We start from the raw sequence: 16,456 nt of genomic DNA on the forward strand, positions 1-16,456 counted from the left end.
CCGAGCGCCTCGGCGTCGCGATCCGGTCCTCGTGGGCAACCACGGCGGGGCCGGATCGTCGGCGTTCTGTCGCCCGGTTGGTCGAGGACTTCCTGATCGACCTGTACGGGTCCGCGGCCGGCACGGACCGCGGCGGGGTCGCCCTCGCAGCGGTCGGCAGCCTGGCCCGGCGAGAGCTCGGGCCGCGGTCCGACATCGATCTGGTGATCTTGCACGACGGGTCCGACCAGGCCGCGATCGACGCACTGGCCGAGCGGATCTGGTATCCCCTCTGGGATTCCGGGCTCCGGCTCGATCACTCGGTACGGACTCCGGCCGAGTGCGCCGACGTGGCCCACCGGGAACTGAGCGCCGCGGTCGGCCTGCTCGACCTGCGGCTGATCGCGGGCGAGGCGGACCTGGTCGAGCGGGCCCGGTCCGGCCTGCTCGAGGCCTGGCGGGCCGGGGCCCGGCGCCGGCTGCCGGAGCTGCTGGAGTCGCTCTCCGAGCGGCACCAGCGCAGCGGTGATGCGGCCTCGCTGCTGGAACCCGACCTGAAGGAGTGCCGGGGCGGTCTGCGGGACATGATCATGCTGCGGGCGCTGGCGGCCACCTGGCTCACCGACCAGCCGCATGCGGGAGTCCGGGAGCCGTACCAGCGGCTGCTGGACGTCCGCGACGCCCTGCAGGTGGTCTCCGGCCGAGCCCTGGACCGGCTGGTCGCCGGCGAGGTGCCGGACGTCGCGAAGCTGCTCGGCTACGACGACGACGACGAACTGCGCCGCGACGTCAGCCTGGCCGCGCGCAAGATCGGCCACGCGGTCGACCTGACCGTACGGTCGGCCCGTCAGGTGCTGCCGGCCCGGCGCCGCTTTCCCTTCGCCCGCAGGGAACGGCGGCCGCAGTACGACACCGCACCGCACGGCCTGATCGTGCACCTCGGCGAGGTCGGGCTGGCCCGGCTGACCTCCCCCGCCGAGCCAATGCTCGGCCTGCGGGCCGGGGCGCTCGCGGCCAGTCGCGGGCTGGTGCTGTCCCCCGTCACCGCGGAGAACCTCGGCGCCCACGCACCGCCGCTGCCGACGCCCTGGCCGGACGAGGCACGGGAGGCGCTGCTGGAGCTGCTGGCCGGCGGCGAGTCCATGATCGCGGTCTGGGAGGCGCTCGATCTGGCCGGCTGCATCAGTCGCTGGATCCCTTGCTGGGAAGGGATCCGGGCCCGACCGCAGCACAATCCGGTGCACCGGCACACGGTCGACCGGCATTCGGTGCAGGCGGTCGCGGAGGCCGCCCGGCACCTGACCTCGGTGGAACGGCCGGACCTGCTGCTGCTCGGCTGCTTGTTCCACGACATCGGCAAACTGCCCGGTGCCGAGCATGATCATCCGCGGGTCGGGGCGCCGATCGCGCGGCAGGCCGTGATCGCGATGGGGTACGGCGAGGAGGACGCGGCACTGGTCGAGTTGCTGGTCCGGGAGCACCTGACGCTGGCCGAACTGGCGACGAAACGTGATCATGCCGACCCGGCCACGATGGACGCGCTGGTCGGCGCGGTCGACGGCCGGATCGAGGTGCTGCGGCTGCTCCGCGCCCTGACCGAGGCCGACGCCCGGGCGGCGGGTCCGGCGGCCTGGTCACCATGGCGGGCGCAGTTGATCAACGCGCTGACCGAGCGGGCCGAGGACCAGCTGGCCGGCGAGCCGCACACCGGCCGGGCCGGCGGCCTGATCGATCTGGGACTGGCCCGCTCGGTGGCCCTGGACGGGCGGTCCCGGATCATCGTCGAGGAGAAGCCGGCCGGCCTGCAGGTGATCATCGCGACTCGGGACCGGCTGGGGCTGTTCGGCGACACCGCCGGACTGCTCGCGGCACACGGGATCGCCGTCCGCTCTGCCCTGCTCAGCACCATCGACGGAGTGGCGGTGAACACCTGGCGGGTCGAGTCGGCCGGCGCCACGGACCTGCCCGACCCGGCCTATCTGATCAAGCAGCTGGAGCGCCTGGGCCGGGGCGAACCGGGCGTCCTGGAGGCGATCCGGCGGCGCGAGGAGCGCGTCCGGTCCGCCGGCGCCGAGCCGTGGGTGGCTGCCGTACCGGACGCCAGCGAGACGGCGGCGGTGATCGAGGTCCGGGCGAACGACCGGCGCGGCCTGCTCTACGCCTACGGCCGTGCCCTCACCGCGGCCGGCTTCTCGATCCGGTCCGCCCACATCGCCACCCTGGCCGGCCAGGCGATCGACACCTTCTACGTGACCGAACCGGACGGCGCCCTGCCGCCCAGCGCCCGGGTCGCCGAGGCCGCCCGGGCCCTGGCCGAGGCGGCCCGCGGGACGCCTCCGCCCGGCGACTGACCCGGAGCAGGGGCGGTCCCCCCACCGCACCCTTCTCCACCGTGGTCAGCTTCCGCCCGGGCCCGACGGGTCCCAGCCGCGCGTTGTTCCACCACGATTGGCTTCGGCGCGCCGGGCCGGGTCACCGCATCCGGATCCGCCACAGTCCACCTCCCCAAGCCCGAACCGACACCCACGCGCATAACTGCACCACGGTTTGCTTCTGCGCGCCGGCCGATCACCCGGATCGGATTCCGCCACAGTTCGCCTCCGCACGCCCCCCGGACCGACACCCACGCGCGTAGCTCCGCCACAGTTGGCTTCCGCGCCCCGGACCGGTCACCGCATCTGGATCCCGCCACTGTCCCCTCCGCACGCCCGAACCGACACCCGCGCGCATAGCTGCACCACGGTTGGCTTCCACGCGCCGGGCCGATCACCCGCGTCGGATCCCGCCACAGTCCAACCTCCGCACCCCCGGACACCCACGCACGTTGCTCCATCACGGTTGGCTTCCGCGCGCCAGGCCCCGGACACCCGCATCCGGATCCCGCCACAGTCCATCTCCGCACACCCGAACGGACATCCGCGCGATTCTCGGCCACGTTCGGTTCCGCGCACCCGGACGGATATCCGGCGCTCGGATCTCCGCCGCGGGTCCCCGTTCCGCCTAGGTTCGTGGGCCAGCTGCCAGCGGCCGGCTCGCGCCGGTGAGCGACTGCGGATAGTCGGTGATGATGCCGTCGACCCCGAGGGCGACCAGCTCGCGCAGCCGGCTCGGGTCGTTCACCGTCCAGACGTTGATCGCCAGGCCGAGTTGGTGGGCGCGCTCGATCAGCGCCAGGTCGGTGTCGTCGGCGCTCGGGTTGATCTGGTCGGCCCAGCTGCTCAGGTCGACCAGTTCGGCGTCGGTCGGCCGGGACGCGTGCAGCAGACCGAACGGAACCTCGGGAAGCCGAGCGTGGAAGGCCTTCCCGTCGGTGACGCTGAACGACTGGACGGCGAGCCTGCGGGCGGCGAGTGCCTGATCCAGGAAGTGCGGCGTCGCCACCAGTTCGGCCGCGAGCTGCTCCGGCAGGCCGGTGTCGCGGTACTGGGCACAGGGACTGATCTCGGCCAGCAGTCCGGTCCGGTGGCGGACCAGCCCGATCACCTCGCCGAGGGTGAGGATCGGTTCTCCGGCGAACCGCGGCCCGAACCAGGAGCCGGCGTCCAGGGACTTCAGCTCGGCCAGCGTGAAGTCGGAGACCCGGTAGTCGGTCCGGCCCGGGAAGCGTTCCTCGACGTCGGTGGTGCGGACCAGCGTGCAGTCGTGGAAGTTCACCAGCTTCCCGTCCTTGGTGCGTTGCACATCGATCTCGACGAAGTCGGCGCGGTGGCGGATCGCGGCCCGGATCGCGGGGGCGGTGTTCTCGGGGGCGACGCCCGACGAGCCGCGATGGGCGATGACGTCGACGGACCGGTCGGCCCGCGCCGGGCTGCTGGACGCGGTCATCGCGACACCGGCCAGGACCAGGATGGCGACGGCACGAGCGAGAACGATAGCGCGGGAGCTCGACGGGCTCGGGACGGGGAGCAGGGCGGGCACGGTGCAGGACCTTTCGTCGGCGAGCCGTGCCCCGATGGTTTCCGGGCTGAGTGACGACCCGCGGTCCAGCAGGCGATCCGCGGCTGAGCGTCCGGTGAGCGGTCGGCCACCTTGTCGGCCTGCGCCTGGCCGGCCACGTCCCGACGGCAGGCCGGAGTTGACCGAGATCCAGCGCACGTTCACCCGATCGGGCAGCCGAGGCCGGATCCTGGCGGAGTCCGCTCGATTCCGGTCAGTCCTCCCGCTCGGTCGGCCTACCGCGCGCGGTCAGCCGACCTCCATCGACCGGTCACTTCCGCAGCGACACGCCGCAGAAACACCTGCTTTGGTGACCGGTCAGCGAGTGGTGGGGCGGCGGGTCCAGCGGTGGTCGAGGCGGTCCTCGGGCTGCCAGCCGAGCACGTCCGTCAGCCCGTCGGCGCGGTAGCGGCCGTGCGGCGACGGGGCCCGGACATGGACGGTCGGGCAGGGTTCCGGCAGCTCCGGCACGACCGCGGCGGCGCGGATCGCGCGGCCGGCGTCGGGCCAGCTGATCATGAACGGCGAGGCCCAGTCGTCGGTGGCGGCGGGTGGCACCAGCGCCTCGAACAGCAGCACCGGGGTCGCGATGCCGTACTGCTCGGCGAAGATCCGGCAGATCTCGGTGCCGAGCAGCTTGGTCAGGAAGTACAGCGCGGAGCCGGACCGGGGTGGCGCGTCGGGACGGACTCCCGGATCGCCGGCGTAACCGATCGGGTCGGCCAGCAGCACCTGGGCCGGACCGGTCTGCACCACCCGGCGGATGCCGTGCTCGACGGCCGCCCTCATGATCGCGTACGCGCCCAGCACGTTGACCCGGAACGCGGCGTCGGGCTCGTGCCGGATCACGGTGCAGTTGATCAAGCAGTCCGCACCGGCCGCGGCGGCCCGGACCTGATCATGGTCGGTGACGTCGACCAGTCGCTCCGTGTGCGGCGGCTCGGCCGGGACCGGCAGCGGCGCACCGGCACTCTGCGGCGGCCGGGTGGCGAGTTCGGCCAGCGGTCGGAGGTCGGTCAGGGTCAGCGTGACGTCCGGCAGCGCGGACAGCTGCTCGGCGGCCGAGGCGCCGAGCGGACCGCCGGCGCCGAAGATCACCGCGCGCCGGGCCGGCGGGACCAGGACCGGGGCCGGCTCGGCGGGCAGCCGCGGCGCGGGACCGGCCGGCGCCGGGTCGCCCGGATGCGCCGGCCGGAAGCCGTGACCGGCCCCGGACCGGAATCGGCCCGGTCCGCGCACCCCGTGCACCACGGTCCAGCCCGGCCGGTCCGGCTCCTCGAGCAGCGCCTCGGCGAGTGTCACCGCGTAGCCGACGGCGTCCTCGACGTGCAGCCAGTCCGGTCCGGTCGGCCCGGCGTCGAACTCGGCCGCGGGCACGACCCGGTCCAGCCGCAGCACCCGGGTGTTGATCATGGTGGACCGGACCGTCTCCCGGCCGGTGATCTCGGCCAGGCGGGCCGCCAGCCGGTCCGGATCGTCGTCCGGCCGCGGCGTCCAGGTCTCGTCGACCGACCAGCCGGGATCGTAGGCGTCGAAGAGCCGCAGCGTGGACAGCTGCAGCAGGCGCCGGGCCGTGGTCGTCGTGAGCAGGTTCCAGGTGCCCCTGGTCGCCCGGTCGATCATGACGGCGGGATCCGGGTCGGCCGGGACGGCCTGGATCACCAGGTCGGCCTCGGCCTGCTCCACGCAGGCCACCCGGTCCAGCGTCGAGCCGGCGAACGTCGCCACCGTGTGCCGCGCCGCGAGTTGATCACGAATGCCGGGGGTGATCGAGGAGGGCAGGTCGACCAGCAGGATGCGCATGGTTCACTCCGTTCCGGGCGAGGTGGTTCAGGACTGCGGAAGCGGCTCGGCAACGGCCGTGCCGTCGATCACCTCAGGACCGTCGTACGCGATCGCGAGGTCCGGCGTCTCGAGCCGGCCGGCGCCGGCCCGGGACCGCATCGCCGCGTCGATGACCCCGCCGGTGAGCAGCGTCCGCTCGACCGGGTACGGGGCTCGGCGGTCGACCATCAGCCGTTCCAGCTGGAACACCAGCCGGGCGAAGTGCGGGAAGAAGTACGGCTGTTCACCGAGCAGCGCGATCCGATAGGCGACGGCGGCGTCCGGTCCGCGGGCCGCGACCAGGAAGTCCTCCACCGCGTCGGACATCAGCACCGTCTGCCGGGCGCCGTCGGCGTGCTCGACCAGGTAGACGTCGGTCGCCCGGTCGATCACCTCGCCCGCCCCGCCGAACCCTCCGGCGCGGGCGGCCGCGGTGATCAACTCGGCCGGGATCGGACCGTCCGGGTCGCCGGCGGCCCGGACGGCCTCGGTCCCGGTCCAGGCCTGGACGGCGACGACGCCGGTCTCGCCGCCGGCCCGGCGCTCCAGCAGCGACTGGCCGGCCTCGAGGGCGTGGAACCCGTACACCTCGGCACCGCCGTAGCCGATCACCAGGCAGTCGGAGAGCGGTGCGCCGAACGGCCACTCGGCCCCGGTCGGTTCCCGGTACGCCAGCGGAACGCTCGACCCGGCCAGCAGCGGGATGCCCAGCCGCCGGGCGTCGCGATACATCGACCGGGCGTCGGTGAACGCATAGCTCAGATGCTTGTCGACGAACACCGGCACGATGCGGCCGCCGGTGATCATCGCCGACACTGCGGCGTCGAAGAGCCGGCGCCGCGGATACAGCTTCTGGCCGAACTCGTTGTCCTCGTAGTCGCCGTGCTCGCCGATCAGCACCACCCCGTCCACAGCGACCCCGGCGCCGCCCAGCGTCATCGCCTCGGCAACCGTCGGGAAGGTCGGCACACCGTGCTCGGCGAGGAAGCCGGTGCCGACGTCGGGCTGCGGCTTCGGCTGGGCCACGCCCTGCTGCTCCAGGTAGGCCGAGACGACCTCGACCTGCGGCTCCCGGTGCGGCCCGTCGAGCTCGTACCCGGTGATCAGCCGGCGGGCGATCACGTCGGCATGGGAATTCGGGAACCAGGTGGTGATCACCAGCGCCACCCTCGGCTTCGACATGCGTGCTCCTTGATCACCGGCGCGCTCCGCCGCGCGGACGAGATTACCAGCGGCCGGCCGGCCGGGAACCGGAAATGCGGTGCGTGGTCACGGAGCGGCTGCTACCGTCCGATCATGCGTTTCACTTCCTGAGCTGACGATCCAGGGGCCCAGTCGGCGACCAGGGCTCGATTTCAGCGACCCCTCGATCGGGGTCGGTCAGACTCAGGAGACTTCTTTGTTGATCACTGTGTTCCGCCGGCTGCGACGCCCGGCGGGCGCCGCCCGTACCTATTACGTCTTCGAGGCCGGCTTCGCCGGCTTCAACGCGCTCGCGTTCACCCTCGTCATGGTCTATCAGGTCCAGGTCGTCGGGCTGACCCCGCTGCAGTTGGTCGTGGTCGGCACCGTGATGGAGGCGACCTGCTTCCTCGGTGAGATCCCGACCGGGGTGATCGCCGACCGCTACTCCCGGCGGCTCTCGGTCCTGATCGGGCTGCCGGTCATCGGTGCCGCGATCATCCTGCAGGGCGCCGTACCGGAGTTCGCCGCGATCCTCGTCGCGCAGGTGATCTGGGGCATCGGCTGGACCTTCGTGTCCGGCGCCAACCAGGCCTGGATCACCGACGAGGTCGGCGTCGAGGCGGTCCAGCCCGTGCTGACCCGAGGCCACCAACTGGCCCTCGGCCTCTCCTTCGCCGGTACGGTGCTCGCCGGCCTGCTCGGGCTGGTCGCGCTGCAGGTGCCGATCGTGGCCGGCGGGATCGGCTTCGTGATCTTGGCCGCGGTGCTCGCGCTGATCATGCCGGAGCGCCATTTCACGCCGGACCCGGAGGCCCGGGCGAGCACCGGCTGGGCCACCCTGCTGGGCACCCTCCGGTCCGGCCTCGGCCAGGTCCGGCGACGTCCGCTGGTGCGCTGGTTCTTCGTGATCAGTCTGCTGTTCGGCCTGTCCAGCGAGGCGATCGACCGGCTCTGGACCGCCCGGATCCTGGAGGCGTTCACGCTGCCGAGCCTGTTCGGGCGGGCCGAGCCCGCGCTCTGGTTCGCGGCCTTCGCGGTGATCGGCTCGCTGATCTCCATGATCAGCAGCGTCGTGGTCAACCGGATCGCGCCCGGCCTGGTCACCGGCGCCCGGCCCGGCCGGGTGCTGGCGCTGTTGACTCTGATCCAGGCCGGCGCGGTGGTGGTGCTCGCCGTGTCCGGCCACCTCTGGCCGGCGATGGGGGCGCTCTGGCTCAAGCGGGCCGCCGGTTCGATCGCGTACCCGATCCAGGCGACCTGGCTGAACCGGCAACTGGAGTCGAAGTCCCGGGCGACCGTCCTGTCGATGAACGGGCAGGCCGACGCGATCGGCCAGGTGGTCGGCGGTCCCCCGCTCGGTGCCCTGGCCGGTCTGACCTCGATCCCGATCGCCCTGATCGGCTCCGCGGTGATCATGAGCCCGGCCGCGGCGCTCTATCTGCGATTGGGCGGGCGGCGGAAGCGGTCTCTAGAGTCCACGTAACGAAAGGAGTCGACGATGGTGCTGCGCTGGTACAGCAATGTGATCGACACCCCGGACCCGCGGTCGCTGGCGACCTGGTGGGCGGAGGCGATCGGCTGGCAGAAGATCTACGAGGCTGATGACGAGGTTGTGCTCGTCCCGGGCTACCTCGGCAGCGAGGAGGAGGCCCGGGCGGTGCCGTGGGAGCGGATGCCGCCCGGCCTGGTGTTCGTCAGGGTGACCGACCCGAAGACGGTCAAGAACCGGATCCACCTCGATCTCGCCCCGCACACCAGCCAGGACCGGGACGCCGAGATCGCCCGGCTCGAGCAGCTCGGCGCGACCCGGCCCGACGTCGGCCAGGACGGCTCGGAGAGCTGGACCGTCCTGGCCGATCCGGAGGGCAACGAGTTCTGCGTGCTCTCCTCCCGCGACTTCTGAGCCCGAGCCGGCGCCCGGGTCGTGGTCACTCGCCGGCCACGACCCGATGCCGGCCCGAGCCGAGTTCGCGCGGTTCGGCGCCGGGCAACGCCACCTCGGCGACGGCGTTGACCGGGACCTGGACGGTCAGAATGATCTTGTCCCGCCGGCGTTCCCAGCCGACCTCGATCCGGCCGCGCACGGTGTCCAGTTCGACGGAGGCGGAGGGCAGGTCGCCGAGGACGCGCGGCGCGACCCGGAACCTGGACCAGCCCGGCCGCAGCAACTCCAGGCCGACCACCCGTTCCAGCAGCCACTGCAGCGGGCCGGACAGCGTCGGGTCCTGGTGCCCGCGCGAGTCCGTCTCCCAGTTCTCCCAGAGCGTCGTCCCGCCGAGGCTGCGCCAGAAGCCGTAGCCCGGGTAGCTGTGCTGCCCGAGCACGGCCAGCGCCAGGTCCGCGTTGCCATGATCGGAAAGGGCGTACGGCAGCGCCCAGGTGCCGAACGATCCCGTGTTCAGGTGCCGGTCGTGATCTTCGACGTCGCGGGCCAGCCGTGCCGCCACCCGCTCGACGGCCTCGGCCGGAACAAGATCAAGCGCGAGGGGGACGGCGTTGCTGGCCTGGCGATAGTCCGTCGTCTCCGACGTCCGGTAGAGGCCGGCGGCGCGGTCCAGGAAGGCCTCGTTGAACCGCTCGGTCAGCGTCTCCGCCTTGGCTCGCCACTCCGCCGCCTCGGCCTCCTCGCCGGCCAGGCCGGTCAGCGTCGCAAGATCACGCAGGCTCTCGATCACGTACGCGGTGCCGACGAGCTGACCGCCCTCCGGCGGACGGGGATCGTGGCCGTTGTCGGGCGGGTACCAATCGGCGAACACGTCCATCGCCAGCCCGCCCTGGGCCTCGACCCCGGCGAGCAGCCAGGTGACGTAACGCCGGACCGCGGGCAGGTGGCGCAGCGCCAGGCTCCGGTCGCCGTAGTGCTCCCAGTGCTGCCGGACCAGCTGCGGATAACTGCCGGTGACCGAGGGCGAGATCGGGAAGTCCGGCGGGAACGGGCCGAGCGGCGCGATGATGCCGAGCGCCCCGGACTCGCCCTGGGACAGCCGGATGTCCTCCAGCCACTTGGCCAGCCACGCGGCGCTGTCGAACCCGTTCAGCAAGGCGGCGGCGGCCAGTCGGGGCTGACCCAGCCAGGCCAGCTTCGTGTACATCGGCGCGACGTCCGGCTGGCCGTGCAGCGCGTTGAGGTTGGTCCGCAGCGTCGCGTCCACGATCCACTGCAGCACCGGCTCCGCCACCCGGAGCCGCATGGTCCGGTCCAGGTCGCTGTGCACCGGCACCGCCTCGACCCGGAGCGACCGGTCACCTCCGGTCACCTCGACGTACCGGAAGCCCTGGTAGGTGAACCACGGCTGCCAGTCCACCGGGCCGCCGGCCGCGATGTATTCGTCGCGCTGGTGCCGGCCGGTCACCGACGGGTTCCGTACCCCGGCCGGGGCGCCGAGCTCGATCCGGCCGGTGTCGCCGAGTTTCTCGCTGTACTGCACGGTGATCCTGGTGCCGCGGGCCAGCCGGCCGCGGAGCCGGACCCAGCCGGTGGTCACCTCGCCGAAGTCGTACAGCAGGGTGCCGGGCTCCGGCTCGGTGATCTTGGCCGGCCGGAGCCGGCGGTCGGTCCGGATGGGCTGGTTCGGGTACGCCTCGATCCGGCCGCCCGGCGATTCCATGATCACCGCGTCGGTCCAGGCGCTGTCGTCGAAGCCCGGTTCGGTCCACCCGGCCAGGGCGGCCTCCCGCCGGGCGTCGAAGGTCTCGCCGGTGTAGACGCCGTCGTAGGTCACCGGTCCTTCGGTCAGCCGCCAGTCCGGCCCGCTGCCGATCCTGATCACGGTCCCGTCCGCGAGTTCCGCCTCCAGTACGGCCAGCAGCCGCGGCTCGCCGGTCCACGGATAGAGGTTGCTGCCGTCCGAGTCCGGGGCCCGGCTGCCGAAGAAGCCGCGGCCCAGGGCGACGCCGAGCGCGTTGTCCCCCGGCCGGAGCAGCTCGGTGACGTCGTGGGTGGTGGCGAGCAGCCGGCGGTCGTAGTCGGTGGCCGGCGGCGACAGCGCGAAGTCGTCGACCCGGTGGCCGTTGATCATGGCCCGGCCATGGCCGAGCCCGATCAGGTACAGCCGGGCCCGGGCCGGCCGGCCCGGCAACTCGAACGTCGTACGCAACAACGGGTCCGCGGGCGGGTCCGGCGGGAGCCCGTACAGCCAACGGTCCCGCTGCGGCAGCTCCTGGCCGTCCGTGTGGGCCGTGCCGCCGGGATAGGGCGACTTCTGTTCGGCCTCCGGGCTGCCGTCCGCACTCGCCCAGGACAGGCCGGGGCTCTTCGTGGTCGCCTCCAGGTAGTAGTCGCCGGCCGGCAGTGGTTGATCGAGGTCGAGCGTGGCGGCCGTCTCGCCGACCAGCCCGGTCACCTCAGCGGTGGCGAGTTGATCACCGCCCGGCTCGCCGGCGAGCAGCCGCAGCGTGACCGCCGCCGGTTCGCCGTCCTCGGCGCGGACCAGGATGGCGACGCCGACGATCGGCCCGGCGGTGGTGAAGGTCTGGCCGAGCGTGTGCCCGGTGATCGGTTCGGCGAGGTACTCGGACGGCGGCAGCGTCCGGGTCGGCTGCGGCAGCTCGATCCCGCTGCCGATCCAGCGCGCCGGCCACGGTTCGCCGGCCGGCAGCCCGGTCTCGAACCAGGCCGGGCGGCTCCACGGACCAGGCACGCCGGTCTCGTCCCAGACCCGGACCGACCAGACGTAGCGGGTCCGCGGCCGGAGCTCCGGTCCGCCGTAGCCGATCCCGTGCTGGTCGCCCGACTCCACCCGGCCGGAGTCCCAGACCGGTTCATGATCATCACCGGCGCTGACCCGGAGCCGGTACGCCGTCTGCCGTCGGTCGGTGCCGGAACCGGCGAGCCGCCAGCCGAGCCGCGGCTCCGTGCCGGCGATGCCGAGCGGGTCGGTGAGGTGATCCGTGCTGAGCCGGTACGGCAGCAGTCCCCTTCCCGCCCAGTCCCGGTCGTCGGCTGCGGCCCGCCCCGCCACCGCCGTCGTCGCCGCCACCGCCGTGGCCCCGGTCAGAAAGCTCCGTCGCTTGACGTTGCGCACACCCGCTCCTCGTTCGTTCCCCCTCGGAGCTCCCCAATCTCACAGCGGGCGCGCGCGGCCACCAGTGACAACGATCACCCGTCTCCCCGACCCGGCGATCGGCGGACCTTCCTGGGTGCCGGGCACGCGCGCCGCGAGCTCGGAGCGCGCCCACCCGCTGGCCCGCATCCCCGCCGCCACAGCCTGCGGGAGGGTCGGCCGCCGGGTGGCCGAGGCAGAGCTTCGGAGCGGGCTCACGCCGAGGTGGCGATCCGCCAGGGCGGCATTGGATCCTCCGGCAGGCCGGGCCCCGGCCGGCTGGAGTCGGAGCGCCACCTCGTCGCCGTCGTTCAGCGCCAGGTCTCGCCACACCGGCTCGTCGAGCGACAGCCAATGGCCCCACCTGCCGTCGGGTTAGTCGACCGTGGCGAAGGGCGTTGCCGTCGCTCCGCTCCCTCCTCGACCATGACCTCGATGCCCTCAGGCAAGGTCGGCCCCGTGGACGGGCGCTTCTCCCGATTCCTGATCGACCGGAACCGCCGCCCGAGGTCAGCGTCGTGTGGTCTTCTTCGCGGTGGTCTTCTTCGCTGCCGTCTTCTTCGCCGTCGCCGTCTTCTTCACGGTGGCCGTCGTGGTGGCGGCCGCCGGTTTCTTGGCGACCGCCTTCCGCGCCACCGCCTTCTTCTTCGTCGCCGGCTTGGTCGTCGCGCGCCGGTTGCTGGCGGCGGCGGCCGTGAAGATGTCCGGCTGGAGGTCGGTGCCGACCGGGACGTGGCGGCCGTCGAGGATGTGCGAGAGGAAGGCGCCGGTGTGTGAGGACGGGTGGGCCGCGATCTGCTCCGGGGTGCCCTCGGCGATCACCGTACCGCCGCGCGAGCCGCCCTCCGGGCCCATGTCGATGATCCAGTCGGCGGTCTTGATCACGTCGAGGTTGTGTTCGATCACCACGACCGTGTTGCCGGCGTCGACCAGCCGGCCGAGCACGCCGAGCAGCTTCCGGATGTCCTCGAAGTGCAGGCCGGTGGTGGGCTCGTCCAGCACGTACATGGTGCGGCCGGTGGACCGCTTCTGCAGCTCACTGGCCAGCTTCACCCGCTGTGCCTCGCCGCCGGACAGGGTCGGCGCCGGCTGGCCGAGCCGGACGTAGCCGAGGCCGACGTCGAGCAGGGTCTTCAGGTGCCGGTTGATCGACGGCAGCGCGGCGAAGAAGTCGACCGCCTCCTCGATCGGCATGTCCAGCACCTCGGCGATCGTCTTGCCCTTGTAGTGCACCTCGAGCGTCTCGCGGTTGTACCGGGCACCATGGCAGACCTCGCACGGTACGTACACGTCCGGGAGGAAGTTCATCTCGATCTTGATCGTGCCGTCGCCGGCGCAGTTCTCGCAGCGGCCGCCCTTCACGTTGAACGAGAACCGGCCCGGCTGGTAGCCGCGGACCTTCGCCTCCGGGGTCTCCGCGAAGAGCTTCCGGACGCTGTCGAAGACACCGGTGTACGTCGCCGGGTTGGACCGCGGGGTGCGGCCGATCGGCGACTGGTCGACGTGGATCACCTTGTCGATGTCGTCGGCTCCGGTGATCGTCCGGTGCCGCCCGGGCACCTCGCGGGCGTTGTAGATCCGCTTCGCCAGCGACGTGTAGAGGATCGAGTTGACCAGGGTCGACTTGCCCGACCCGGACACCCCGGTCACCGCGATCAGCTGGCCCAGCGGGAACGAGACCGTGACGTCCTTCAGGTTGTGCTCCACCGCGTTGTGCACGGTGATCTTGCGATCATCGAGCTGGGCCCGCCGCTGCGCCGGCAGCGGGATGGCCCGCCGGCCGGACAGGTACGCGCCGGTCAGCGAGTCCTCGCTCGCCAGCAACTCGTCGACCGTGCCGGACACTACGACGTGGCCGCCGTGCTCCCCCGCGCCCGGGCCGATGTCGACCGCCCAGTCGGCGGTCCGGATGGTGTCCTCGTCGTGCTCGACGACGATCAGCGTGTTGCCCAGGTCGCGCAGCCGGACCAGGGTGTCGATCAGCCGCCGGTTGTCCCGCTGGTGCAGCCCGATGCTGGGCTCGTCCAGCACGTACAGCACGCCGACCAGGCCGGAACCGATCTGGGTGGCCAGCCGGATCCGCTGCGCCTCGCCGCCGGACAGGCTGCCGGTCGGCCGGCTCAGCGACAGGTAGTCCAGGCCGACGTCGAGCAGGAACCGGAGCCGCTCGTTGATCTCCTTCAGCACCCGCTCGGCGATCTGCCGCTCCCGCGCGGTCAGTTCGAGCGAGGACAGGAACGCCGCGGCCTCGTCGATCGACATCGCCGACACCTCGGCGATGTTCTTGTCGCCCACCGTCACGGCCAGCGACGACGGCTTCAGCCGGGCGCCGTTGCAGGCGGTGCAGGGCACCTCGCGCATGTAGCCGGCGAACCGGTCCCGCGAGGTGTCGCTCTCCGCCTCGGCATGCCGCCGCTCGATGTAGGAGATGACGCCCTCGTACTTGGCGTTGTAGCTGCGCTCGCGACCGTACCGGTTCTTGTAGCGGACCTGCAGCTGACCGGGGACGCCGTGCAGCAGCAGCTTCTTCACCCGGACCGGCAGGTCGCCCCAGGGCGTGTCGGTGCTGAACCCGGCCTGGTCGGCCAGGGCGTCGATCAGCCGGATGAAGTAGTCCGCGATGTGGGCCGACGACCAGGGTGCGATCGCTCCCTCGGAGAGGCTCTTCTCCGGATCGGGCACGACCAGTTCCGGATCGACCTCCATCCTGGTGCCGATGCCGGAGCAGGTCGGGCAGGCTCCCCACGGCGCGTTGAAGGAGAACTGGCGTGGCTCCAGCTCCTCGATCGCGATGTCGTGCTCGTTCGGGCAGGCCATCTTCTCCGAGTAGCGGCGCTCCCGGTTGGGATCGGACGCGTCGAGATCCACGAAGTCGATCGACACCACGCCCTGGGCCAGCCCGAGCGCTGTCTCGACCGAGTCGGTCAGCCGCTGCTTGACCGAGGCCTTGACCGCGACCCGGTCGACGATGACGTCGATCGCGTGCTTCTTCTGCTTGTCCAGCGTCGGCGGAGAGGTCAGCTGTACGGTCTCGCCGTCGACCCGGGCCCGCGCGAAGCCCTGCCCGGCCAGTTGCCGGAACAGCTCCACGTACTCACCCTTGCGGCCGCGCACCACCGGGGCCAGCACCTGGAACCGGGTGCCGTCCTCCAGGTCCATCAACCGGTCCACGATCTGCTGCGGACTCTGCCGGCTGATCGGCTCGCCACAGACCGGGCAGTGCGGCCGGCCGGCGCGGGCATAGAGCAGCCGGAGGTAGTCGTACACCTCCGTGATCGTGCCCACCGTCGACCGCGGATTCCGGTTCGTGGACTTCTGGTCGATCGAGACCGCGGGCGACAGCCCCTCGATGAAGTCGACATCCGGCTTGTCCATCTGACCGAGGAACTGCCGCGCGTACGCCGACAGCGACTCGACGTAACGGCGCTGCCCCTCGGCGAAGATCGTGTCGAAGGCGAGACTCGATTTTCCGGAGCCGGACAGGCCCGTGAACACGATCAGCGCATCACGCGGAAGGTCGAGGGAGATGTTGCGCAGATTGTGCTCGCGAGCACCACGGATCATGAGTCGATCAGCCACGTCGGTCATGCTATGCCCGGCCACTGACAGTTCTGATTCGGCGAAGGGGGACGACCCCCTTCAGATCCCCCGCCCCGCTCCGCGCAAGGACAGGCACACTCCCGATTCGGTGAAGGCAACGACCCCCGCCGGAGGCCTCCGCAGTAGGTTATTGAGCATGACTTCCGCGGGCACCGCCGGCGATCCGGCCGCCGACCAACTGGAAACCCTGCGCGGGCTGCTGTCGGCGGCCACGGCACGCCTGCTCGGCGACACCATCGCCGTCGGGGACGACGACTGGCGCGGGCCGAGCCGGTTGCCCGACTGGACCCGCGGGCACGTCGCCACCCACATCGCCCGGCAGGCCGACGCGCTGGGCCGGCTGCTCAGCGGGGCGGCCAGCGGGACGCCCGGCACGATGTACGCCTCGGACGAGGAACGCAACGCCGAGATCGAGGCCGGCGCCGGGCGTTCCGGCCTCGACCTGCAGATCGATCTGGACACCGCCGCCGAGCAGCTGTGGGAGCGGATGGAGGAGGTCGACGCGGCCGGCAAGTGGTCCGAGCCCGTCCAGCTCCGCGGCGGCGGCAGCGCGCCGGCCCGCCTGCTGCCGCTGGCCCGGCTGACCGAGGTGGTGCTGCACCACGTGGACCTCGACGTCGGCTACGAGATCGGCCAGGTGGACGAGCCGGTCGCCGGCTGGATCCTGGAGTGGTGCTCGCTGCGGCTGCGGACCCGGGAGGGCTTCCCGAGCCTGTCCCTGATCGTCGACGGCGGCGCGACCGTGGCCGTCGGGTCGGCCGGCGAGGCCCGCGAGGTCCGCGGTACGGCAGCGGCGCTGCTCGGCTGGCTGACCGGCCGGTCCGGTGCCGACCGGGTCGACGGCGCGGAGGGGCTCACCCTGCCCGCATTCTGATCACCGAGGGGGATCC

Annotated in this window: 9 protein-coding genes; 4 read left to right on the forward strand and 5 right to left on the reverse strand. The window is 72.2% G+C overall.

Features of this window, described 5'->3' with window-relative positions; all coding sequences use genetic code 11:
* The first annotated feature begins 20 nt into the window (after positions 1 to 20).
* Positions 21 to 2,330 carry a [protein-PII] uridylyltransferase gene (locus tag AC6CCG_RS30870; RefSeq protein ID WP_496658771.1) on the forward strand — a complete coding sequence of 770 codons (2,310 nt, stop codon included), beginning with the start codon at positions 21 to 23 and terminating at the stop codon, positions 2,328 to 2,330.
* Positions 2,331 to 2,979: 649 nt separating this feature from the next.
* Here AC6CCG_RS30870 and AC6CCG_RS30875 read toward each other — a convergent pair.
* From AC6CCG_RS30875 to AC6CCG_RS30885, 3 genes are all read right to left on the reverse strand, one after another.
* Positions 2,980 to 3,804 (reverse strand): glycerophosphodiester phosphodiesterase, encoded by an 825-nt coding sequence (locus AC6CCG_RS30875; protein WP_496658659.1) that lies wholly within the window; start codon positions 3,802 to 3,804, stop codon positions 2,980 to 2,982.
* Positions 3,805 to 4,233: 429 nt separating this feature from the next.
* Entirely contained in the window at positions 4,234 to 5,718 is a 1,485-nt protein-coding gene (locus AC6CCG_RS30880; RefSeq protein WP_496658660.1) for an NAD-dependent epimerase/dehydratase family protein, read from the reverse strand.
* Between the two features lie 27 nt (positions 5,719 to 5,745).
* Positions 5,746 to 6,921, reverse strand: a complete 1,176-nt coding sequence (locus AC6CCG_RS30885; protein WP_496658661.1) for a hypothetical protein — start codon at positions 6,919 to 6,921, stop codon at positions 5,746 to 5,748.
* A gap of 220 nt (positions 6,922 to 7,141) precedes the next feature.
* On the opposite strand from AC6CCG_RS30885, the gene AC6CCG_RS30890 reads away from it, so the two are divergent.
* Together AC6CCG_RS30890 and AC6CCG_RS30895 are read left to right on the forward strand one after the other, a co-directional pair.
* A complete protein-coding gene (locus AC6CCG_RS30890; RefSeq protein ID WP_496658662.1) occupies positions 7,142 to 8,407 on the forward strand; it encodes an MFS transporter in 1,266 nt (421 codons plus the stop codon).
* Positions 8,408 to 8,422: 15 nt separating this feature from the next.
* Positions 8,423 to 8,827: a VOC family protein gene (locus AC6CCG_RS30895; protein WP_496658663.1), complete on the forward strand. Its 405-nt coding sequence runs from the start codon at positions 8,423 to 8,425 to the stop codon at positions 8,825 to 8,827.
* 25 nt (positions 8,828 to 8,852) lie between these two features.
* Here the strand turns inward: AC6CCG_RS30895 and AC6CCG_RS30900 are convergent, their stop codons facing one another.
* The gene (locus tag AC6CCG_RS30900; protein WP_496658664.1) at positions 8,853 to 11,948 is read right to left on the reverse strand and encodes a family 78 glycoside hydrolase catalytic domain; all 3,096 of its coding nucleotides are present in this window, start codon (positions 11,946 to 11,948) and stop codon (positions 8,853 to 8,855) included.
* Positions 11,949 to 12,476: 528 nt separating this feature from the next.
* Positions 12,477 to 15,554, reverse strand: a complete 3,078-nt coding sequence (uvrA, locus tag AC6CCG_RS30905; RefSeq protein WP_496658665.1) for an excinuclease ABC subunit UvrA — start codon at positions 15,552 to 15,554, stop codon at positions 12,477 to 12,479.
* Positions 15,555 to 15,702: 148 nt separating this feature from the next.
* Between uvrA and AC6CCG_RS30910 the strand changes: the two genes are divergently transcribed.
* Positions 15,703 to 16,440, forward strand: a complete 738-nt coding sequence (locus tag AC6CCG_RS30910) for a maleylpyruvate isomerase family mycothiol-dependent enzyme (RefSeq protein WP_496658666.1) — start codon at positions 15,703 to 15,705, stop codon at positions 16,438 to 16,440.
* The last annotated feature ends 16 nt before the right edge of the window (positions 16,441 to 16,456 follow it).

Source organism: Microlunatus sp. YIM B11417 (genome assembly GCF_059617205.1).

Bases quoted from the DNA above. Each gene is read 5' to 3' on its own strand.
- AC6CCG_RS30875 (WP_496658659.1), bottom strand. From the start codon at position 3,804: ATGACCGCGTCCAGCAGCCCGGCGCGGGCCGACCGGTCCGTCGACGTC.
- AC6CCG_RS30880 (WP_496658660.1), bottom strand. From the start codon at position 5,718: ATGCGCATCCTGCTGGTCGACCTGCCCTCCTCGATCACCCCCGGCATT.
- AC6CCG_RS30885 (WP_496658661.1), bottom strand. From the start codon at position 6,921: ATGTCGAAGCCGAGGGTGGCGCTGGTGATCACCACCTGGTTCCCGAAT.
- AC6CCG_RS30895 (WP_496658663.1), top strand. From the start codon at position 8,423: ATGGTGCTGCGCTGGTACAGCAATGTGATCGACACCCCGGACCCGCGG.
- uvrA (WP_496658665.1), bottom strand. From the start codon at position 15,554: ATGACCGACGTGGCTGATCGACTCATGATCCGTGGTGCTCGCGAGCAC.
- AC6CCG_RS30910 (WP_496658666.1), top strand. From the start codon at position 15,703: ATGACTTCCGCGGGCACCGCCGGCGATCCGGCCGCCGACCAACTGGAA.